This is a genomic window from Gordonia aichiensis (assembly GCF_039946255.1).
Lineage (GTDB): Bacteria > Actinomycetota > Actinomycetes > Mycobacteriales > Mycobacteriaceae > Gordonia > Gordonia aichiensis_A.
In genome coordinates, this window is record NZ_JBCDWL010000023.1 from 1 (window position 1) to 21,854 (window position 21,854).

At 66.6% G+C, this 21,854-nt stretch carries 14 protein-coding genes; all 14 read left to right on the forward strand.

The annotated features are described in order from the left end of the window. The first annotated feature begins 824 nt into the window (after positions 1-824). The gene (locus AAFO60_RS18970) at positions 825-2,042 is read left to right on the forward strand and encodes an ABC transporter ATP-binding protein (RefSeq protein ID WP_347957804.1); all 1,218 of its coding nucleotides are present in this window, start codon (positions 825-827) and stop codon (positions 2,040-2,042) included. Continuing rightward, complete coding sequence (locus tag AAFO60_RS18975; protein WP_347957805.1) at positions 2,039-2,845, forward strand: MlaE family ABC transporter permease; 807 nt, start codon at positions 2,039-2,041, stop codon at positions 2,843-2,845. Before AAFO60_RS18970 ends, AAFO60_RS18975 begins: the two co-directional genes overlap by 4 nt. A 2-nt stretch (positions 2,846-2,847) precedes the next feature. Then, entirely contained in the window at positions 2,848-3,720 is an 873-nt protein-coding gene (locus AAFO60_RS18980) for an MlaE family ABC transporter permease (protein ID WP_347957806.1), read from the forward strand. Positions 3,721-3,727: 7 nt separating this feature from the next. Further along, a complete protein-coding gene (locus AAFO60_RS18985) occupies positions 3,728-5,044 on the forward strand; it encodes an MCE family protein (protein ID WP_347957807.1) in 1,317 nt (438 codons plus the stop codon). Then, on the forward strand, positions 5,041-6,126 hold the full coding sequence (locus tag AAFO60_RS18990) for an MlaD family protein (RefSeq protein ID WP_347957808.1): 1,086 nt from the start codon (positions 5,041-5,043) through the stop codon (positions 6,124-6,126). The genes AAFO60_RS18985 and AAFO60_RS18990 overlap by 4 nt, the downstream gene beginning before the upstream one ends. A gap of 2 nt (positions 6,127-6,128) precedes the next feature. Beyond that, entirely contained in the window at positions 6,129-7,214 is a 1,086-nt protein-coding gene (locus AAFO60_RS18995) for an MCE family protein (protein ID WP_347957809.1), read from the forward strand. After that, complete coding sequence (locus AAFO60_RS19000; protein ID WP_347957810.1) at positions 7,214-8,461, forward strand: MCE family protein; 1,248 nt, start codon at positions 7,214-7,216, stop codon at positions 8,459-8,461. Before AAFO60_RS18995 ends, AAFO60_RS19000 begins: the two co-directional genes overlap by 1 nt. Next, positions 8,458-9,777 carry an MCE family protein gene (locus AAFO60_RS19005; RefSeq protein WP_347957811.1) on the forward strand — a complete coding sequence of 440 codons (1,320 nt, stop codon included), beginning with the start codon at positions 8,458-8,460 and terminating at the stop codon, positions 9,775-9,777. The genes AAFO60_RS19000 and AAFO60_RS19005 overlap by 4 nt, the downstream gene beginning before the upstream one ends. Further along, on the forward strand, positions 9,774-11,015 hold the full coding sequence (locus AAFO60_RS19010; protein ID WP_347957812.1) for an MlaD family protein: 1,242 nt from the start codon (positions 9,774-9,776) through the stop codon (positions 11,013-11,015). The genes AAFO60_RS19005 and AAFO60_RS19010 overlap by 4 nt, the downstream gene beginning before the upstream one ends. Positions 11,016-11,096: 81 nt before the next feature. After that, entirely contained in the window at positions 11,097-11,909 is an 813-nt protein-coding gene (locus tag AAFO60_RS19015) for a hypothetical protein (protein ID WP_347957813.1), read from the forward strand. Continuing rightward, entirely contained in the window at positions 11,909-12,664 is a 756-nt protein-coding gene (locus tag AAFO60_RS19020; RefSeq protein WP_347957814.1) for a hypothetical protein, read from the forward strand. The genes AAFO60_RS19015 and AAFO60_RS19020 overlap by 1 nt, the downstream gene beginning before the upstream one ends. 458 nt (positions 12,665-13,122) lie before the next feature. Then, on the forward strand, positions 13,123-16,623 hold the full coding sequence (locus tag AAFO60_RS19025) for a DNA-directed RNA polymerase subunit beta (protein WP_347957815.1): 3,501 nt from the start codon (positions 13,123-13,125) through the stop codon (positions 16,621-16,623). Between the two features lie 60 nt (positions 16,624-16,683). Beyond that, entirely contained in the window at positions 16,684-20,640 is a 3,957-nt protein-coding gene (locus AAFO60_RS19030; protein ID WP_347957816.1) for a DNA-directed RNA polymerase subunit beta', read from the forward strand. A gap of 179 nt (positions 20,641-20,819) precedes the next feature. After that, positions 20,820-21,767 carry a hypothetical protein gene (locus AAFO60_RS19035; protein WP_347957817.1) on the forward strand — a complete coding sequence of 316 codons (948 nt, stop codon included), beginning with the start codon at positions 20,820-20,822 and terminating at the stop codon, positions 21,765-21,767. Positions 21,768-21,854: the final 87 nt, after the last annotated feature.

Here is a 21,854-nt window from a genome sequence, read left to right on the forward strand (position 1 = left end):
AAGACACCCAAAATGGCCCGCCGCGCCGTCATGCGCTACGTCACCCGAGACATCTACCGCTACCTCGAAGACAACAGCCCACAACCAGCCCCCACCGCTTGACAAAATCGATAAGAGCGTCGAGACCGGGTGCGGGGCCTCGATACGCTCGCTCTCTTCGTTCGCGGGCTACTCGACCAGCCTGGGGGTCTTGGTTCGTGGCTGGGGCGCGGTGTTTCAGGGTGGTCGAGTAGCGACCGGAGCGCAGCGGAGGACGCGTATCGAGGCCCTGGTGCGGGGTCTCGATACGCTCGCTCTCTTCGTTCGCGGGCTACTCGACCGGCCGGTGTGTGGTTCGTGGTTGGGGCGCGGTGTTTCAGGGTGGTCGAGTAGCGACCGGAGCGCAGCGTAGGACGCGTATCGAGACCGGGTGCGGGGTCTCGATACGCTCGCTCACTTCTTCGCGGGCTACTCGACCAGCCTGGGGAGGAGGCGTCGCGGGTACTCGATCACCGTGTCGTACGAACGGACCCACCTCGAGGGGTGATTGTCTTCTTTAGCAATGTTGCGGCGGTGATTGTGACGTGTATCTCGGCCCCGGCGTCGAATCGCTTTGGACCACGACCCGTTCTTTGGGTATTCTCAGGCCACTGAAATGTTACTAGCGGGTACAGGTAATCGGGTGGGGGTCGAACGTCCCGGCCGGAAGTGTGACAACAGCTGCTGGTGCGTTAGAGTGACCGCAGCCACAGGGGTCTCGGGCCGGTGGCGGCGAAACAACTCTGTAGGGGGAGCGGCGCCTCGCACCTCGTACTCGGTAGACATGAAAGGTCTGGAGGGACACTGTGGGTGTTGAGGTCAAGGTCGAGGGACTGACGAAGTCGTTCGGCTCACAGAACATCTGGCGCGACGTATCGCTGACCCTGCCTGCGGGCGAGGTGAACGCGCTGCTGGGCCCGTCGGGTACCGGTAAGTCGGTGTTCCTGAAGACGTTGATCGGCCTGCTGCACCCCGAACAGGGCTCGGTGATCATCGACGGCACCGACATCACCGAGTGCTCGGCCAAGGAACTCTACGAGATCCGCAAGCTCTTCGGCGTCCTGTTCCAGGACGGCGCGCTGTTCGGCTCGATGACCCTCTACGACAACATCGCCTTCCCGCTTCGTGAGCACACGAAGAAGAAGGAAGACGAGATCCGCCGCATCGTGATGGAGAAGGTGGAGCTGGTCGGTCTGGCCGGCGCCGAGGGCAAGCTGCCCGGCGAGATCTCCGGCGGCATGCGCAAGCGAGCAGGCCTCGCCCGCGCGCTGGTCCTCGACCCCGAGATCATCCTGTGCGACGAGCCGGACTCCGGCCTGGACCCGGTCCGCACCGCCTACATCTCGCAGCTCCTGATCGACATCAACGCCGAGATCGACGCGACGATCCTGATCGTCACGCACAACATCAACATCGCCCGCACCATCCCCGACAACATCGGCATGCTGTTCCGCAAGGAACTGGTCATGTTCGGTCCGCGCGAGCAGCTGCTGACCTCCGATCAGCCGGTCGTCAAGCAGTTCCTGTCCGGTGACCGGTTCGGCCCCATCGGCATGTCGGAGGAGAAGGACGAGGCGATCGCCGCAGCCGAGGCCGCAATGATGGCCGCGGGCATCTCCGGCGGTGGCACCAAGGACGACTTCTCCGAGATCATCGCCCAGGTGCAGCCCAACCCGGGCGTCCCGGTCCGCAAGGCCGCCATCCGCCACCGCGCCAACGTGCTCGAGATGCTGCCGTCGCTGCCGGCCAACGCGCAGGCCGCGATCCGTGCCTCGATCGCCGAGGAGGATGCGCGCGCCGCTGAGGCGCCGGAGTCCGTCGCGACGCTGGTGGCCCTGGCGAACACCGACTTCTCCGACCCGGCTGCCGTTCAGGCGGCCCAGGACAACGCTCACACCCAGGTGATCGAACGTCCCACCGAGGTCTATGCCACGGGCGACGATGCGCAGACCCAGCCCATCGACACCGCCGCCATCGAGACCGCCGTCAACCAGTCCAAGGGACAGGGGAGTACCGAGGCATGACGAGTGCCACCTCGCGTGGCGTCGACAAACTGGCGAAAGCCGGGGAGGGCGCGCTCGCCCAAACCGGCAACATCGTCCAGTTGTTCGTCGACGTCGCCCGCCAGCTCTTCGTGCGACCGTTCCAGTTGCGCGAGTTCATCCAGCAGGCCTGGTTCATCGCCAGCGTCACGATTCTGCCGACCGCGCTCATCGCGATCCCGTTCGGCGCCATCGTCTCGCTGCAGACCGGCTCGCTGATCAAGCAGCTCGGCGCCGAGTCGTACACGGGTGCGGCCTCGGTCCTGGTCGTCGTGCAGCAGGGCTCGCCGTTGGTGACCTCGCTGCTCGTGGCGGGTGCGGCCGGCTCGGCGGTTGCGGCGGATCTCGGCTCACGGACCATTCGTGAGGAGATCGACGCCATGGAGGTGCTCGGCATCAACCCGGTCCAGCGACTGGTGGTGCCGCGAGTGTTGGCGATGGTCCTGGTGGCCGTCCTGCTCAACGGTCTGGTCGCGGTCGTCGGCATCGGCGGCGGCTACTTCTTCAACGTGGTCATCCAGGGCGGCACGCCCGGTGCCTACCTCGCCTCGTTCGGCGCGCTCGCGCAGCTGCCGGACCTGTACATCTCGACGCTCAAGGCCGTGATCTTCGGTGTCATCGCCGGTGTCGTGGCCGCCTACAAGGGTCTCAACCCCAAGGGCGGTCCGAAGGGTGTGGGTGACGCGGTCAACCAGAGCGTCGTGGTGACCTTCCTGCTCCTGTTCTTCGCGAACCTGATCATCACCGCAGTGTTCCTTCAGATCGTTCCGCCGAAAGTAGGTTAGCGATGACTCGTGGTGTGACGATCTCCAAGAGCAGGCCCGAGTACCTCCTGTACGAGGCGCGCAAGCAGCTCGGACGGCCGCTCAAGCTGCTCGACGGCGCAGGCGAGCAGATGTCGTTCTACGCGCGCACCCTGGCGTGGATCCCGAAGACGCTGGTGCACTACACGCGCGAAGTGATGCGCCTGCTGGCCGAGGTGGCCTTCGGCTCGGGTGGCCTGGCCGTCATCGGCGGCACCGTCGGCGTGATGGTCCTGATGTCGGGCTTCACCGGCGTCGTCGTCGGCATGCAGGGCTACGCGGCCCTCGACCAGATCGGTTCGCAGGCCCTCACCGGCTTCCTGTCCGCGTACGTCAACACCCGTGAGGTCGCGCCCCTGGTGGCCGGCCTGGCGCTGTCGGCGACGGTCGGTTGCGGCTTCACCGCGCAGCTCGGCGCCATGCGGATCTCCGAGGAGATCGACGCCCTCGAGGTGATGGCGGTCCCGTCGATCCCGTTCCTGGTGTCCTCGCGCGTCATCGCAGGCTTCATCGCCGTCATCCCGCTGTACGTGCTGGGCCTGATGGCCGCCTATCTCGCGTCTCGAACCATCAACACCGTGTTCAACGGTCAGTCCACCGGTTCGTACGACCACTACTTCAATCTGTTCCTGCCACCGGCCGACGTTCTCTGGTCGTTCGGCAAGGTGCTGATATTCGCATTCGTCATCATCCTGATCCACTGCTACTACGGCTACTACGCCAGCGGCGGTCCGGCCGGGGTGGGCGTGGCCGTCGGTCACGCCGTCCGCACGGCACTGGTGCTGATCGCGGTGATGGACTTCTTCCTGGGCCTGGCGATCTGGGGTACGACCACGTCGATCCGAGTGGGAGGTTAGGAAAACCGTGGGGACACTCAAGCGCAGGCTGTTGGGCCTGTTGTTCTTCGTCGTCGTCATCGGACTGCTGGCCCTGTCGGTGCTCAAGTTCCGCGGCACGTTCGACGACTACTCGATGGTCACGCTGCGGACCGACAACGCGGGCAACGCGCTGGTCAAGAACGCCGACGTGAAGGCCAACGGCGTCGTCGTCGGCTCGGTCCGGTCGGTGAACGTCGAACCCGGCGGCAAGGTCTCGGTGGAACTCGGGATCACCCCCGACCAGCTCCACAACCTGCCGGTCGGCACCACTGCGCGGGTGCTGCCCAAGACGTTGTTCGGTGAGCGCTACATCGCGCTGCAACTGCCGGAGAAGACCGGCGACGGCACCCTGACCAACGGCTCGGTCATCACTACCGACCCGCGGGGCAATTCGGCCGAGGTCGAGGATCTCTTCGACGCGCTGCTGCCGGTGATCAAGGCGATCCCCCCGCAAGATCTCAACGTGACGCTCAGTGCCATCTCGCAGGCGATCGGCGGCAAGGGACAGGAGATCGGCCAGATCGTCGACCGTCTCAATACCATCTTCACGCGAGTCAACGCGAACATGACCGACCTGCAGGGCACCATCCGCGGGCTGGCGACCTTCTCGCAGACCTACTCCGAGGCGGTCCCCGACATCATCGACGCCCTCGACAACCTGCGCATCACCGGCAACACGCTGGTGGAACGCCAGGGCGATCTGCGATCGACCATCTCGACGTTGAGCGTGGCCGCCGTCGACACCACCGCGTTCCTGAAGAAGAACAAGAAGGACCTGCTGAACTTGTTCATCGACTCGGAGCCCTTCCTGCGGGCCACCGCGCGTCAGTCGCCGACCTTCGGCTGCATGTTCCACAACTTCGCCACCATCGTCCCGAAGGTCGGTGCGATCGTCGGCAAGGACACCCCCAACCCCGGTGTGCGCGTGAACCTGCAGTTCGTCAACCCGCGCGGACGCTACCTGCCCAACCAGGACGAGCCGCGCATGCTCTGGGTGGATCCGCCTGCCCGCTGCTACGAGCCGGCCACCAACGGACGGCCCTTCCCGCAGTACCCCGGCGGCGGTGTGCCGGACGGCTCCTACCAGCCGCCGTCACGTAACGCCGGACCGTCGACCTGGCCGGATCTGCCGCAGCCGCAGTTCAGCGCCACGCCGAGCGGAACCGTCTCCGAGACCGATTACCAGAAGCAGATGCAGGTCGTTTACGGCGCCTCGTCCGGCCAGAACCCCGAAGACGTTCCGCTGTGGGTCACCTACATCGGCGCGGGATCGCTGCAGGGAGCGCAGGTGAACATCAAATGAGAGGGATCGTCGCACCCCTGGTGAAGCTGATCGTCTTCGCGGTGATCACCGTCTTCGCCACCGCGATGCTCGGTCTGACCATCGCCAACGCCGGCGCCGGCGGCAAGGCCAGCTTCAAGGGCGTCTTCAACGACGCCGCGATGCTCAACCCCGGCGACGACGTCCGCATCGCGGGTGTGCGTGTCGGACAGATCGAGAGCGTCCAGATCACCGACCGCAATAAGGCGCTCGTCGGATTCAGCGTCGACCGCGATCAGCTGCCGAAGGGCACCCAGCTGTACATCCGCTACCGGAACCTCACCGGCCTGCGGTACATGGCGCTGGAGAAGGGACCGGGTCCGGCGGGCGACACCGTCGACAAGGGCTACACGTTCCAGAACACGCCCACGCACACCAGCACGCACGACGCGGTGAACCTGACCGAACTGTTCAACGGCTTCCGGCCGCTGTTCAAGCAGATCACGCCCGAAGACATGAACAAGCTGGCCGAGACCATGATCAAGGTCTTCCAGGGCGACATGGACACCACGATCGGCAACCTGATCAGCGATACCGCAGGCCTGACCAATGCGCTGGCGGACAAGGACAAGGTGATCGGCGAGATGATCACCAACCTGACCAAAGTGCTCGACACGGTCAACCGCAACGACGACCAGTTCACCAGCCTGCTCGTGAACACCGAGAAGCTGATCACCGGCCTGGCCGCACAGCGTGACTCGGTGGGCTCGGCGATCGCCTCGGTGTCGAACCTGACGACCGTCACCGGATCGATCCTGAGCAAGACCCGGCCGGCCATCCAGGGCGACATCGCGGGCATCAAGTCGCTGTCGGATCAGCTGAACTCGCGCACCGACGACATCGAGAAGGCGTTGACGAACCTCCCGATCAAGCTTCAGAAGATCGGCCGAGCGGCGACCTTCGGATCGTGGTTCCAGTTCTACCTGTGCGGCATCGACGTCGTCGCGGGCAACGGCAAGTCGACCCTGCTGACGCAGCCGGTGGTCCCGCTGCCGAACATCAATCATGTGCTCTACACCAGCGCCGCCACGCGATGCTGGCGCGACGGAAAGGCTGGGGGGTGACCATGAGCGAGCACCAGAACACCCCGGATCCGGAGTCCTCGGCGGTTCCGACGACACCGAAGAAGAGCAGGCGTTTCGCTGGCCGGCGAAGCCCGGTCAGCATCGGCGCGATGGGTCTGCTGATCCTGATCATGGCCGCGGTCTCCTCCTTCTACCTGAAGGATCTGCCGCTGCTGGGCGCGGGCGCCCGCTACACCGCACAGTTCTCCGAGGCCGCCGGCCTGAAGGCGGGCAACGAGGTGCGGGTGGCCGGCGTCAAGGTCGGTCAGGTGACCGACGTCAAGCTCAACGGCGACAAGGTCGACGTCTCGTTCCGGGCCAACAACACCTGGATCGGCGACCAGACACAGGCGTCCATCCAGATCAAGACGGTCTTGGGGCAGAAGTACCTGGCACTCAATCCGCGTGGCAGCAAGCTCGCCGACCCGGACGTCACGCTGACCGACACGGTGGCGCCCTACGACGTCATCGAGGCCTTCGGCGACGCGGCCGATCAGATCGAGAACATCGACACCGACCAGCTCGCGAAGTCGCTGCGCACCCTGTCGACGGCCTTCTCCGGCACCAGCGGCGAGGACATCAACGCCTCGCTCACCGGCATCTCCCGGCTGTCGAACACCATCGCCAGCCGCGACCAGGAAGTGCAGCGCCTGCTGAAGGCCACCAAGGACTCGAGCAAGATCCTCGCCGACCGCAATGAGGAGTTCACCAAGCTCATCGCGGGCGCGGGGGTGCTGCTCAAGGAGCTGAACACCCGGCAGAAGAACATCTCGGCGCTGCTTGCGAGCACGACCACCCTCAGCAAGGCGCTGACCGGGATCGTGCGCGACAACGAGGCCCAGCTGGGCCCGGCGCTCGACTCGCTGCGCGGCGTCACCGACATGCTGACCCGGCAGAACCAGAACGTGCGCGACACCATCACCTACATGGCGCCGTTCTACCGGCTGTACGCGAACGTCCTCGGCAACGGCCGCTGGTTCGAGTCGACCGTGACGAACCTGCTGCCGCCCGCGCTGCCGCAGCAGAACACGACGCGGCCGCCGAACATGACTAAGAATCTCACCAACGGCGGAACGGGGGTCGGCTGATGACCGGGTCTGACCAGGCCTCTGGGCTGTTCAGCAAACGCAACGTCGTCTACGGCGCGCTGGGCGCGGTCCTGCTGCTCATCATCGCAGCGGGCGGCTGGTGGGCGTCGACGCTCATCGGGACCACCAAGGTCCACGCGACCTTCACCAGCGCGGTCGGCATCTACGAGGGCAGCAATGTGCGGATCCTCGGCGTCGACGTCGGCAAGGTCACGAAGGTGACTCCGCGCGGCGACGTCGTCGACGTCGACCTGAGGGTCAATCGCGGTGTCAAGCTGCCCGCCGACGTCAAGGCCGTCCAGATCATCCCGTCGATCGTCGCGGACCGCTACGTCCAGCTCATGCCCGCCTACAGCGGGGGACCGCAGGCCGGCAGCGACATCGAGCTGACGACCAAGCAGACCCGCGTGCCCGTCGAGATCGACTCGATCTACGCCAACCTGCAGAAGCTGTCGAAGTCGCTCGGACCGGACGGTGCCAACAAGAACGGTGCCGTCACCGACTTCGTCGACGTCTTCTCGAAGAACCTCGACGGCAACGGCGCCAAGCTCGGCGAGGCGATCACCAACCTGTCGAAGGCCGCGGGCACCCTGTCCGACGGCAGCGGCGACCTGGTGAGCACCATCAAGAACCTCAACGTCTTCGTCGGTGCGCTGAAGGAGAACGACGCGCAGGTGCGTCAGTTCAACACGCAGATGGCCTCGTTCAACACCTTCCTGGCCGGCGAGCGTCAGCAGCTCGGCACGGCGCTGGACACCTTGTCGTACGCCCTGGGCGATGTCGCGACCTTCATCTCCGACAACAACCAGAAGATCGGCGATGCGATCCGCGGCCTGCAGCCGACCGGACAGGCGCTCCTGGACAACAAGGACCACCTGCTCGAGATCTTGACGGTGCTGCCGGTGACGATCAGCAACCTGATCAACGCCTACGACGCGGAGTCGGGAACCGTGGCCATGCGCCTGAACATCACCGACCTGCAGGATCCGCTCGGCGCAGGCTGCAAGTTCCTGGATCTGGGACAGCTGCTGCCGGGCAACCCGATGGCCGTCGACTTCTCCCGCAAGATGGCGCCGCTGGTGAACAACTGCAAGGGCGTCGCCAAGCAGATCACCGACGGCGTCCTGGAACCGACTCTCCCGATCCTGCCGTTCGGCATCCTGAGCGGCAACAAGGAGCAGAAGAGCCCGGCGCCGGGCACCGTCCCCGGCAACCCCGATCCGAAACTGCCTGGAGGCCAGCGATGACGGCGAAACGCTCGACGCGAGCCCGCGTCGCCGGTGTCGGCGCCGCCCTCGCCACCGTCCTGACGGTGACCACCGGCTGCGCCGGAATCCAGTCGGTCCCGCTGCCCGGCGGCGTCGACGTGGGAGACAATCCCCGCACCTATAAGGTGCAGTTCGACGACATCTTGGACCTGGTCCCGCAGTCCATGGTGAAGATGGACGGCATCCCCGTCGGCCAGGTGACCAAGGTCGAGGTGCCGAAGGGCGCCTGGAACGCCCTGGTCACCATCAAGGTGAAGAATTCGGTGAACCTGTCCGACGAGGCTTCGGCCGCCGTCCAGCAGACGAACCTGCTCGGCGAGAAGTTCGTGGCGCTGAGCGAACCGCAGGGCGTCTCCGCGGCGACGCCGCGGCAGCCGTCCGCGCAGCCGATCAAGACCGACCGCACGCGCACCGTCACCGACATCGAGCAGCTGCTCGGCGCCCTGTCGATGCTGCTCAACGGCGGCGGGATCAACCAGCTGGAACCGATCATCACCTCGCTCAACCAGGCGTTGGGTGACCGGCCGAACACGGTGCGGTCGCTGCTGCGGCAGTCCGAGACATTGATCGCCAGCCTCAATCGGCAGCGCGACGACATCGTCCGCGCCATCGACGGGGTCAGCAAGCTGTCGGCGCGCGCCAACCAGCAGACCGCACAGATCGAGCGGATCCTCGACCAACTGCCCGCGGGCGTCAAGGTGCTGGAGGATCAGCGACCGCAGTTCGTCGACCTGCTCACCAAGCTCGACTCGCTGGGACAGGTCGGCACCGACATCCTCGGCAAGGCGCACGACGAGATCATCACCGACCTCAAGGCCCTGCGGCCGATCCTGTCGGAGCTCGCCAAGTCGGCGCAGGACGCCGTCACGGCGCTCCCGCTGATGCTGACCCACCCGTTCCCGGACGATCTGCTGCCCGGCGTGCACGGCGACTCGACGAACCTGTTCATGACCCTCGACTTCCGGCTGCTCAATCAGCTCGAAGCGCTCGGTGTTGGGCAGGGGACGCCGAAGTACCAGGCGCCGAAGGTCCGCCCGCCCAACATCGATCCGAACAACCCGTACATCAACGGGAACGGTCCGCGTCGCGGATGGCCGACGATCTCGCTGTTGCCGCCGTCCGGGAACTCGCGTCCCGGACCCAACACGCCGCCCTCGGGAGGCACCTATCCGATGAATCCGCCGGCGACGGGCAAGAAGCCGAGCTCGAAGAAGAACCAGTACTCGACGATGCCGTCGAGCAGCGAGAACTTCCTCGACGGCACCCTCGCGATGCTTGGAGGTGATGGCCAGTGACCACCAGACTGGTCAAGGTGCAGCTGATCGTCTTCGCGGTGATCGGTGTGCTGGCGATCGTCTACGTCGGCGCCAAGTATGCCCGGCTCGACAAGCTTGCCGGCTTGTCGACCTATCACGTCACCCTGCACATGCCCGATGCGAGCGGCGTCTTCACCAACGCCGAGGTGACCTACCGCGGGGTTCCCGTCGGCCTGGTCGGCGACATGAAGATGGTGCCCGGCGGGGTCGATGTGACGCTGAACATGAACTCCGGCGCCCCGAAGGTGCCTGCATCGTCGAAGGCGGTGCTGGCGAACCGGTCGGCGATCGGTGAGCAGTTCATCGACCTGCAGCCGCCGAGCAGTGCCGGCCCCTACCTGACGAACGGGTCGAAGATCGACGGCGCCGAGACGCCGCCGAAGCTCCAGGACGTCATCGCCGACACCATCACGCTCACCAAGACGGTGCCGGTCGACCAGCTGAGCTCGGTGATCAAAGAACTCGGCAAGGCGTTCAACGGGAAGGGCGAGGATCTCACTCGCCTGGTCGAGTCGCTCGACAAGATCTCGAAGGACGGCGTCGACAACATCGGCCCGATCACCGAGCTGATCCGCAACTCGAACACCGTCCTGGGCACCCAGGCCGAGCAGTCCGACGAGATCCTCGCCTGGTCGAAGAACCTCAATCTGGTGACCGCGAAGCTGGCGGGCTCGGATCCGGCGGTGCGTCGCATTCTGACGAATGCACCGCCCGCGGCGACCGCCCTGACGCAGTTCCTGCAGGACAACGGCGCCGATGCGTCCAAGTTGGTGCACCAACTCGGGACTACCATGCACACCGCGGCACCCGCGTCGTTCGCGACCGGCGCGACCTTCGCGATGCTCTCGGCGCTGTCGGCGGGCTCGCACAGCCCGGCGCCCGGCGACGGACAGATCCACTTCGGCATCGTGCTGGAGACGGGCAACCCGGTCAGCTGCACGCGCGGCTACGAGAGCACCGACGCGATCATCGCGGAGATGAAGAAGCGCAACCCGAACTTCGACATCAACTACGACGACTTCCCGTTCAACACCAAGGCCAACTGTGACGTGCCGGTCGGCAACCCGACGTCGGTCCGCGGTGCCAACCGCGCGGCGCTGGCCAACCCGTACATCTCGCAGCCGTGGGACAACACGCCGAAGAAGGATCCGGACAAGTTGAATCTGAACCCCCTCGCGACCCAGCTCGCAGCACTGATGGGTGTTCATCGCCGGTGATCGCCCAGCCGATCTGCCGCAGCCGACAGGCGCCGCGGCAGATTGGCGAGGCGCGCCACGCGATGACTACAGTTGCGCTCGATGACTGACGACGACAGCAGCAAGCCGACCGGGGAACCGGCGGACGGTGCGGGGACTCCCGCGGAACCGACCGACGGTGACGCCACCGCCACGCGGCCGGTCGATCTGACGAAGGCCCCGACGGACGAGGCCGCAGAGGAGGCCGGGGACGCCGCTGCGGCGACCGACGAACCGGCAGCCGCCCCCGACGATGCCACCGCCACCGCCGACGCAGCAGCCCCGGACGAGCCGTCCGGACGGTCGCCGCTGTCGTCGATGGCGTTGGCCGCGGCCGTCGCCGCGCTGATCGCCGCCGTCGTCTGCCTCGGCTACTTCGGATACACCGGCATCAAGGCATACACCGTCGACGCCGCCACCGAGACGCTGCGGACCGAATCGGTCGACGCCGCCGAGCAGGCGGTCCTGAACATCACCTCGGTGGACCCGACCGACGCCGCGGGGTGGAAGAAGCGGCTGGAGTCATCGCTGACCGGTGAGGCCCTCAAGCAGGTCAACGCCTCGGTCGTCGCCGACATCGAGAAGCAGGTCCAGGCCAGCGGCGGTAAGGCGGGCAAGATCGAGTCCCGGATCGCGCGCAGCGCCGCGACCGAGGTCGATCGGTCCGAGGACCGGGCGACGGTGCTCGTCTACGCGAACGTCAAGTCCACCGTTCCGAACCAGCCGGTCGCCCAGCAGCAGATGGGCTTCCTGCTGACCATGGTCGACGTCGACGGCACCCGCAAGGCGGAGAAGGTCGTCGCCCTGCAGACCCTCGAGTACAGCGACGCCCAGTCCGGCGTCACCCAGAACAACCAGCAGGGGGGTGGCAACTGATGGCCGCCGGACGCCCACGCAACCCGAGCTCGTCGCCCAAGCGCACCCCGAAGGTCGCCGGTCGCAACGCCCCGCGCGTCGCGGTCTCCAAGCCGGCGGAGAACGTCGACGAGACGGCACCCGTCGAGTCCGATGCCGCACCGACTCCGAGCGATGCCGCCGGTTCCGGTGTCGAACGCAAGCGCCTCGCTGCGCAGGAGGCGAAGGACCGGCGGCGACGGGTCAAGAAGATCCGCGAGGCCGGCCCGGCCGTCCGGGACACCTCGGCGACGCTGAGCCTGGCACGCAAGACCGGCGCCGCAGCGGTGGTGATCGGGGCCGTCGCCGCGGTCCTCGCGTTCCACCCCGGTGCCGGGGTGACCGGCAACCAGGCCTTCGTCGACAAGCCGGCGACCGACCGTCTGCTCTCGGAGGCGGCCAACGCGGTCTGCGCCCCCTTCCGGTTCGACTACAAGACGATCGACAACTGGTTCGCGACCATCAGCGACAGTCTCACCGGCTCGGCGCTGACCGAGTTCCGCAAGACCGAGAAGACGAACCGCGACATCACCACCCAGGCCAAGGCCGCGCAGGACTGCCAGGTGGAGGCGCTGGGCGTGTCGAATCTGTCCGGTGACGACGCCGTGGTCGTGACTCAGCTCCTGGTGAGCACCACGCAGAACGGCATGATCGCGGCCAGCGACGCTCCGCACGTCGAGTTCGTGATGCGGTTCGAAGACGACCGGTGGAAGGTCGCCGAGGTCCACGACTTCTAGTGGACTGCGGTTCGGCGCGGGCTCGCCGGACGCGTCGGCGCGGTGTGGTCCCCGTGGGGTCGGCGTGTCCCTCCCAGAGACATTACCGGTGGACGGTGTCAGCTCCGTTCGCCCGATCCGGGGTGCATCGGCGGCGTCGAATCGGTGTCCGATCGGTGATTCGTCGAGGATTTCCGCGCGTTCGGCTTGACGCGAGGGGCGTCGGCGCGTCAATCTGTCTCAAGTCGATTGTCACAGGTAGGCAGCCGTAGACAATCTCTCCCGGACCGGGTATACACAATTCCTTTGGAATCTGATACAGTTGGACGTTGCGCTGGCTGCCTCCTGTCCGCTGATTGCTCATCCTTCCAGCCCGCCCCTCGGGGTCGGCTCTCGGATGCGATGGTCGTGCAGGCTGCACGACCACCGCAGGGCCATACGGCCACGCACCGAGAAACTTCGTGTTGGAAGGACGCATCTTGGCACTCGACCGCCAGTCCACCTCAACCACAGCGGGAACCATCCCGGGCGCACCGCATCGCGCTTCGTTCGCCAAGATCGACGAGCCGCTCGAGGTTCCGGGTCTGCTGGATCTGCAGCTGGACTCGTTCGAATGGCTCGTGGGCACGCCGGAATGGCGCGCCAAGGCGATTGCACGGGGTGAGGAGAACCCGGTCGGCGGACTTGAGGAAGTCCTCCGCGAACTGTCACCCATCGAGGACTTCTCGTCGTCGATGTCCCTGTCCTTCTCTGACCCGCACTTCGACGAGGTCAAGGCCTCCATCGAGGAGTGCAAGGACAAGGACATCACCTACGCGGCACCGCTGTTCGTGACGGCCGAGTTCATCAACAACAACACCGGCGAGATCAAGTCGCAGACGGTGTTCATGGGTGACTTCCCGATCATGACCGACAAGGGCAGCTTCATCATCAACGGCACCGAGCGTGTCGTGGTGAGCCAGCTGGTCCGCAGCCCCGGCGTGTACTTCGACTCCAGCATCGACAAGACCACGGAGAAGACCCTCCACTCGGTCAAGGTCATCCCGGGCCGCGGCGCCTGGCTGGAGTTCGACGTCGACAAGCGCGACACCGTCGGTGTCCGCATCGATCGCAAGCGTCGTCAGCCGGTGACCATCCTGCTCAAGGCCCTCGGCATGTCGAACGAGGAGATCGCCGAGCGCTTCGGCTTCTCCGAGATCATGATGTCGACCCTGGAGAAGGACTCGACCACCAACCAGGACGAGGCCCTGCTCGAGGTCTACCGCAAGCTGCGCCCGGGCGAGCCGCCGACCAAGGAGTCGGCCGAGAGCCTGCTGGAGAACCTGTTCTTCAAGGACAAGCGTTACGATCTCGCGCGCGTCGGCCGCTACAAGATCAACAAGAAGCTCGGTCTGACCGCGACCCCGATGTTCGGCGAGTCGACGCTGACCACCGAGGACATTGTCGCCACGGTCGAGTACCTGGTCCGCCTGCACGAGGCCGATCCCAACCTGACCACCATGATGACCGTCCCGGGCGGCGTCGAGGTGCCGGTCGAGGTCGACGACATCGACCACTTCGGCAACCGTCGCCTGCGCACCGTCGGCGAGCTGATCCAGAATCAGATCCGCGTCGGCCTCTCGCGCATGGAGCGCGTCGTGCGCGAGCGCATGACCACCCAGGACGCCGAGGCGATCACCCCGCAGACCCTGATCAACATCCGTCCCGTCGTGGCGGCGATCAAGGAGTTCTTCGGCACCAGCCAGCTCTCGCAGTTCATGGACCAGAACAACCCGCTGTCGGGCCTGACGCACAAGCGTCGCCTGTCGGCGCTGGGCCCGGGCGGTCTGTCGCGTGAGCGCGCCGGCCTCGAGGTCCGCGACGTGCACCCGTCGCACTACGGTCGCATGTGCCCGATCGAGACCCCGGAAGGCCCGAACATCGGCCTGATCGGTTCGCTGTCGGTGTACGCGCGCGTCAACCCGTTCGGCTTCATCGAGACGCCGTACCGCAAGGTCGTCGACGGCGTGCTGACCGACGAGATCCAGTACATGACCGCCGACGAAGAGGATCGCTTCCTCATCGGCCAGGCCAACACCAACTACGACGCCGACGGCACCATCACCGACGAGCGCGTGCTGGTCCGCATCAAGGGCGCCGAGGTCGAGTTCGTGCCCGCCAAGTCGGTCGAATACCTCGACGTCTCACCGCGTCAGATGGTGTCGGTCGCGACCGCGATGATTCCGTTCCTCGAGCACGACGACGCCAACCGCGCGCTGATGGGCGCCAACATGCAGCGTCAGGCGGTGCCGCTGGTTCGCAGCGAGTCGCCGCTGGTCGGCACCGGCATGGAGCTGCGCGCCGCGGTCGACGCCGGCGACGTCATCGTCACCGGCAAGACCGGCGTGGTGGAGGAGGTCTCGGCCGACTTCATCACGATCATGGCCGACGACGGCACCCGCGACAGCTTCCGCCTGCGCAAGTTCGAGCGGAGCAACCACGGCACCTGCGCCAACCAGGTCCCGATCGTCGACGAGGGTCAGCGCGTCGAGGCCGGCCAGGTCCTGGCCGACGGCCCGTGCACCGACCAGGGCGAGATGGCGCTCGGCAAGAACCTGCTCGTGGCGATCATGCCGTGGGAGGGCCACAACTACGAGGACGCGATCATCCTGAGCCAGCGCCTCGTCGAAGAGGACGTCCTCACCTCGATTCACATCGAGGAGCACGAGATCGACGCACGCGACACCAAGCTGGGCGCCGAGGAGATCACCCGGGACATCCCGAACGTCTCCGACGAGGTCCTGGCCGATCTCGACGAGCGCGGCATCGTCCGCATCGGCGCCGAGGTCCGCGACGGCGACATCCTGGTCGGCAAGGTCACCCCGAAGGGCGAGACCGAGCTGACTCCGGAAGAGCGCCTGCTCCGCGCGATCTTCGGTGAGAAGGCGCGCGAGGTGCGCGACACGTCGCTGAAGGTGCCGCATGGCGAGACCGGCAAGGTCATCGGCGTCCGCACGTTCAGCCGTGACGAGGACGACGACCTGGCGCCCGGCGTCAACGAGCTCGTCCGCGTGTACGTCGCGCAGAAGCGCAAGATCCAGGACGGCGACAAGCTCGCCGGTCGTCACGGCAACAAGGGCGTCATCGGCAAGATCCTCCCCCAGGAGGACATGCCCTTCCTGCCCGACGGGACCCCGGTCGACATCATCCTGAACACCCACGGTGTGCCGCGCCGTATGAACATCGGTCAGATCCTCGAGACCCACCTGGGCTGGGTGTCGAAGGCCGGCTGGAACATCGACACCGTGAAGCTGGAGCAGGAGTGGGCCAAGCGTCTGCCCGAGGCCATGCACTCGGCGCCGCCGAACACCAACACCGCGACCCCGGTCTTCGACGGTGCGAAGGACGACGAGCTGGCCGGTCTGCTCGGCTCCACTCTGCCGAACCGCGACGGCGAGGTCATGGTGGGTCCGGACGGCAAGGCGACCCTGTTCGACGGTCGTTCCGGTGAGCCCTTCCCGTACCCGGTGGCCGTCGGCTACATGTACATCATCAAGCTGCACCACCTGGTGGACGACAAGATCCACGCGCGTTCCACCGGCCCGTACTCGATGATCACCCAGCAGCCGCTGGGCGGTAAGGCGCAGTTCGGTGGCCAGCGCTTCGGTGAGATGGAGTGCTGGGCGATGCAGGCGTACGGCGCCGCGTACACGCTGCAGGAACTGCTGACCATCAAGTCGGACGACGTGGTCGGCCGCGTGAAGGTGTACGAGGCCATCGTCAAGGGCGAGAACATCCCCGAGCCGGGTATCCCGGAGTCGTTCAAGGTGCTCCTCAAGGAGCTGCAGTCGCTGTGCCTGAACGTGGAGGTCCTCTCCAGCGAGGGCACCGCGATCGAGATGAGCGACACCGACGACGAGGACCTCGAGCGCGCTGCTGCCAACCTCGGCATCAACCTCTCGCGCAACGAGTCCGCGACGGTCGACGACCTGGCCAACTGATTCTCCCCACCTACGACGGGGTCCGCCTCGGCGGACCCAGAGAGCTCTGAAAGGTAACACGTGCTCGACGTCAACTTTTTCGACGAACTGAAGATCGGCCTCGCCACGGCCGACGACATCCACAACTGGTCGTACGGTGAGGTCAAGAAGCCGGAGACCATCAACTACCGCACCCTCAAGCCCGAGAAGGACGGCCTGTTCTGCGAGAAGATCTTCGGACCCACTCGCGACTGGGAGTGCTACTGCGGCAAGTACAAGCGCGTGCGCTTCAAGGGCATCATCTGTGAGCGCTGCGGCGTCGAGGTGACCAAGGCCAAGGTGCGCCGCGAGCGCATGGGCCACATCGAGCTGGCCGCACCGGTCACGCACATCTGGTACTTCAAGGGTGTGCCGAGCCGGCTGGGCTACCTGCTCGACCTGGCGCCGAAGGATCTCGAGAAGATCATCTACTTCGCCGCCTACGTGATCACCGCCGTCGACGACGAACTGCGTCACGCCGAGCTGTCGACCCGCGAGGCCGAGATCGGCGTCGAGCGCAAGGCGATCCTCGACGACCTCGAGGCCGCACTGGCCGAGCGTCAGCAGAAGCTCGAAGCCGACCTGGCCGAGCTGGAGGCCGAGGGCGCCAAGGCCGACGCCAAGCGCAAGGTCCGCGACGCCGCCGAGCGCGAGCTCAAGCGGATGCGCGATCACGCGAACCGCGAGGTCGAGGCACTCGACGAGATCTGGGACAAGTTCACCAAGCTGTCGGTCGGCGAGCTGATCATCGACGAGCGCCTGTACCGCGAGCTCGAGGACCGCTTCGGCGAGTACTTCACCGGCTCGATGGGCGCCGAGGCGATCAAGAAGCTCCTGGAGACCTTCGACATCGAGGCCGAGGCCGAGTCGCTGCGCGAGACCATCCGCTCGGGCAAGGGCCAGAAGAAGCTGCGTGCGCTGAAGCGACTGAAGGTCGTCGCGGCGTTCCAGCAGTCCGGCAACTCGCCGATGGCGATGGTGCTCGACGCCGTGCCGGTGATCCCGCCGGAGCTGCGTCCGATGGTTCAGCTCGACGGTGGCCGCTTCGCGACCTCCGACCTGAACGACCTGTACCGCCGCGTCATCAACCGCAACAACCGCCTCAAGCGACTGATCGACCTCGGTGCCCCCGAGATCATCGTCAACAACGAGAAGCGGATGCTGCAGGAGTCCGTCGACGCCCTGTTCGACAACGGTCGTCGCGGCCGCCCGGTCACCGGACCGGGCAACCGTCCGCTGAAGTCGCTGAGCGATCTGCTCAAGGGCAAGCAGGGTCGTTTCCGTCAGAACCTGCTCGGCAAGCGCGTCGACTACTCGGGCCGTTCGGTCATCGTCGTCGGCCCGCAGCTGCAGCTGCACCAGTGCGGTCTGCCGAAGCTGATGGCTCTCGAGCTGTTCAAGCCCTTCGTGATGAAGCGTCTGGTCGACCTGAACCAGGCGCAGAACATCAAGTCGGCCAAGCGCATGGTCGAGCGTCAGCGCCCCGCCGTGTGGGACGTCCTCGAAGAGGTCATCGCCGAGCACCCGGTGATGCTCAACCGTGCACCGACGCTGCACCGCCTCGGCATCCAGGCCTTCGAGCCGCAGCTGGTGGAAGGCAAGGCCATCCAGCTGCACCCGCTGGTCTGTGAAGCGTTCAACGCCGACTTCGACGGTGACCAGATGGCCGTGCACCTGCCGCTGAGCGCGGAGGCGCAGGCCGAGGCCCGCATCCTGATGCTGTCGAGCAACAACATCCTGTCGCCGGCGTCGGGCCGACCGCTGGCCATGCCGCGTCTGGACATGGTGACCGGCCTGTACTACCTGACCACCCAGAAGGACGGGCTGGCGGGCGAGTACACCCCGGCGACCGCCGACGACATCGAGCGCGGCGTCTACTCGAGCCCGGCCGAGGCCATCATGGCCGTCGACCGCGGTGCGCTGACCATCCAGTCGAAGATCAAGGTGCGGCTGACGCAGCAGCGTCCGCCCGCCGACGTCGAGGCGGCGGAGTTCCCCGAGGGCTGGCGTCGTGGCCAGGCGTGGGAGATCGTCACCACGCTGGGCCGGGTGCTGTTCAACGAACTGCTTCCGCGCGACTACCCGTTCGTCGACGAGCAGATGCCGAAGAAGCGTCAGGCCGTGATCATCAACGATCTCGCCGAGCGCTACCCGATGATCGTCGTCGCACAGACCGTCGACAAGCTCAAGGACGTGGGCTTCTACTGGGCCACCCGCTCGGGTGTCACGGTGTCGATGTCCGACGTGCTGGTGCCGCCCGCCAAGGCGGAGATCCTGGAACGCTACGAGGAGCGGGCCGACGGACTGGAGCGCAAGTTCCAGCGCGGTGGTCTGACCCCGGACGAGCGTCGCGATGCGCTGGTGGAGATCTGGAAGCAGGCGACCGAGGAAGTCGGTGCCGCGCTCGAGGCCTACTACCCCGACGACAACCCGATCACGATGATCCCGAAGTCGGGCGCCACGGGCAACATGACCCAGGTCCGCAACCTGTCGGGCATGAAGGGTCTGGTGACGAACCCGAAGGGCGAGTTCATCCCGCGCCCGATCAAGTCCTCGTTCCGCGAGGGCCTGACCGTCGCCGAGTACTTCATCAACACGCACGGTGCGCGTAAGGGTCTGGCCGACACCGCCCTTCGTACCGCCGACTCGGGTTACCTGACCCGTCGTCTGGTTGACGTCTCGCAGGACGTCATCGTCCGCGAGACCGACTGCGGCACCGAACGCGGCATCGTCGTCCCGCTGGGCGAGCGTCAGCCCGACGGCAGCATCATCCGCGATGCGCACGTCGAGACCTCGGCGTACGCGCGGACGCTGGCGTCCGACGCCGTCGACGCCGATGGGAACGTCGTCGTCGAGCGCGGCCACGACCTGGGTGATCCGGCGATCGAGGCCCTCCTCGCCGCGGGCATCGCCGAGGTCAAGGTGCGTTCGGTGCTGACCTGTGCCACCGGCACCGGCGTCTGCGCCATGTGCTACGGCCGCTCGATGGCCACCGGCAAGCTGGTCGACATCGGCGAGGCCGTCGGCATCATCGCCGCCCAGTCGATCGGTGAGCCCGGCACCCAGCTGACGATGCGTACGTTCCACCAGGGTGGTGTCGGTGACGACATCACCGGCGGTCTGCCGCGAGTCACCGAGCTGTTCGAGGCGCGTGTCCCCAAGGGCAAGGCTCCGATCGCCGAGGTCTCCGGCCGCGTGCGCATGGAGGACGACGATCGCTTCTACAAGATCACGATCATCCCGGACGACGGGAGCGACGAGGTCGTGTACGACAAGCTGTCGAAGCGTCAGCGTCTGCGCGTGTTCAAGCACGAGGACGGCAGCGAGCGTCTGCTCGCCGACGGCGACCACGTCGAGGTGGGCCAGCAGCTCCTCGAGGGCGCTGCCGACCCGCACGAGGTGCTCCGCGTGATGGGCCCGCGCCAGGTGCAGATCCACCTGGTCAACGAGGTCCAGGAGGTGTACCGGAGCCAGGGTGTGTCGATCCACGACAAGCACGTCGAGACGATCGTCCGCCAGATGCTTCGTCGCGTGACGATCATCGACTCCGGCGCCACCGAGTTCCTGCCCGGTTCGCTCACCGAGCGCGCCGAGTTCGAGGCCGCCAACCGCGCTGCGGTCGCCGAGGGCAGCGAGCCCGCGGCCGGCCGTCCGGTCCTCATGGGCATCACGAAGGCGTCGCTGGCGACCGACTCGTGGCTGTCGGCGGCGTCGTTCCAGGAGACCACTCGCGTGCTGACCGATGCGGCCATCAACAGCCGCAGCGACAAGCTCGTCGGCCTCAAGGAGAACGTGATCATCGGTAAGCTCATCCCGGCCGGTACCGGTATCAACCGCTACCGCAACATCGAGGTGCAGCCGACCGAGGAGGCCCGCGCAGCGGCGTACGCCCTGCCGACCTACGACGACACCTACTACAGCCCGGACAGCCCCTTCGGCGCTCCGAGCGGTGCCGCCGTTCCGCTGGACGACTACGGTTTCGGCGGCGACTTCCGCTGACCTGAACCGCGCAAGGCCCGTCTCCCTCGTGGAGGCGGGCCTTTCGTCGTCTCGGGGTATCGCACCGCTTTCGTTCTGCGCACCCGGTCGCGACCAGGTGCGCAGAACGAAAGCGGTGCGATACCGGGCTGTGGATGGCGGGCTGGGCATTCCGGCCGGGGACGGGTTGGCTCAGGTGCATGTGGAACGTGGACGTCAACGGCCTGGTCCGACGAGCTGATGCCCTCGAGCGGGGTCTCACCGACGCCGACATCAAGCAGGCGCTGCGGTGCGGGGAGCTGATCTCCGCGTGTCGGGGCCTGTACGCGCCGACGTCGTCGTTGCCGGAGGAGGGGTGGCGGCGCGCCCAGGAGCTCTACCGTCGTCGCTGCCTGGCGGCGGGCCGCCGTGATGATGATGCGGCGGCGGGCCGCCGTGATGGTGGTGCGGCCCCGCTCAGTCATCAGTCGGCGGCGGCGCTGCACGGGCTGGAGATGCTCAAGCCGGACTTGACGCGGGTGCACGTCGGCGTGGCGCGGGATTCGAGCGGTAAGTGTCGAGCGACGCGGCACATCCACCCCGGCCTCGATGAGCGCGACGTCGTCGACCTGGCGGGGATCGCGGTGACCCGGATCGAGTGCGCCGCCGTGGAGGTGGCGGTGACCTCCGATTTCGCCGGGGCACTGGCGGTCTTCGACTCGGCTCTGCGGATGGGGGTGCCGCGCGCGTCGCTCGAGGAGGCGTTGAACTCGCGGCAGCGTCGTGGCAGTGTCCGAGCCCGTCAGGCGCTGCGGCTGGCGGAGGCGGGGGCGGCGAACCCGGGGGAGTCGTGGAGTCGGGCACAGATGATTCAGGCGGGTCTGCCGATCCCGTTGCTGCAGCAGGCCGTCGACGTGGAGGGGCATCGCTACTACAGCGACTTCGAGTGGGCGCGTCGGCTCATCGGGGAGTTCGACGGGGAGGGCAAGTACCTGTCGCATCGTCGGCTCGGGGAGAGTGTGGCCGACGCGGTGCTTCGCGAGAAGGAACGCGAGAACCGGCTCCGCGACATGGGGTTCGACGTCGTCCGGTGGGACTGGTCGGTGCTGGAGCGGCGCGGCGTCGTCGCCCGCGTCGGTCCGCGGCTGGAGGCCGCGGGACTCGTCTGAGCCGGTATCGCACCCCTTTCGTTCTGCGCACCCGGTCGCGACACGGTGCGCAGAACGAAAGCGGTGCGATACGGCGACAGATGGTGC

Coding starts and splice junctions, on each gene's coding strand:
- AAFO60_RS19035 (WP_347957817.1), top strand. CDS start 20,820: ATGTGGAACGTGGACGTCAACGGCCTGGTCCGACGAGCTGATGCCCTC.
- AAFO60_RS18995 (WP_347957809.1), top strand. CDS start 6,129: ATGAGCGAGCACCAGAACACCCCGGATCCGGAGTCCTCGGCGGTTCCG.
- AAFO60_RS18980 (WP_347957806.1), top strand. CDS start 2,848: ATGACTCGTGGTGTGACGATCTCCAAGAGCAGGCCCGAGTACCTCCTG.
- AAFO60_RS18990 (WP_347957808.1), top strand. CDS start 5,041: ATGAGAGGGATCGTCGCACCCCTGGTGAAGCTGATCGTCTTCGCGGTG.
- AAFO60_RS18975 (WP_347957805.1), top strand. CDS start 2,039: ATGACGAGTGCCACCTCGCGTGGCGTCGACAAACTGGCGAAAGCCGGG.
- AAFO60_RS19000 (WP_347957810.1), top strand. CDS start 7,214: ATGACCGGGTCTGACCAGGCCTCTGGGCTGTTCAGCAAACGCAACGTC.
- AAFO60_RS19020 (WP_347957814.1), top strand. CDS start 11,909: ATGGCCGCCGGACGCCCACGCAACCCGAGCTCGTCGCCCAAGCGCACC.
- AAFO60_RS19015 (WP_347957813.1), top strand. CDS start 11,097: ATGACTGACGACGACAGCAGCAAGCCGACCGGGGAACCGGCGGACGGT.
- AAFO60_RS19005 (WP_347957811.1), top strand. CDS start 8,458: ATGACGGCGAAACGCTCGACGCGAGCCCGCGTCGCCGGTGTCGGCGCC.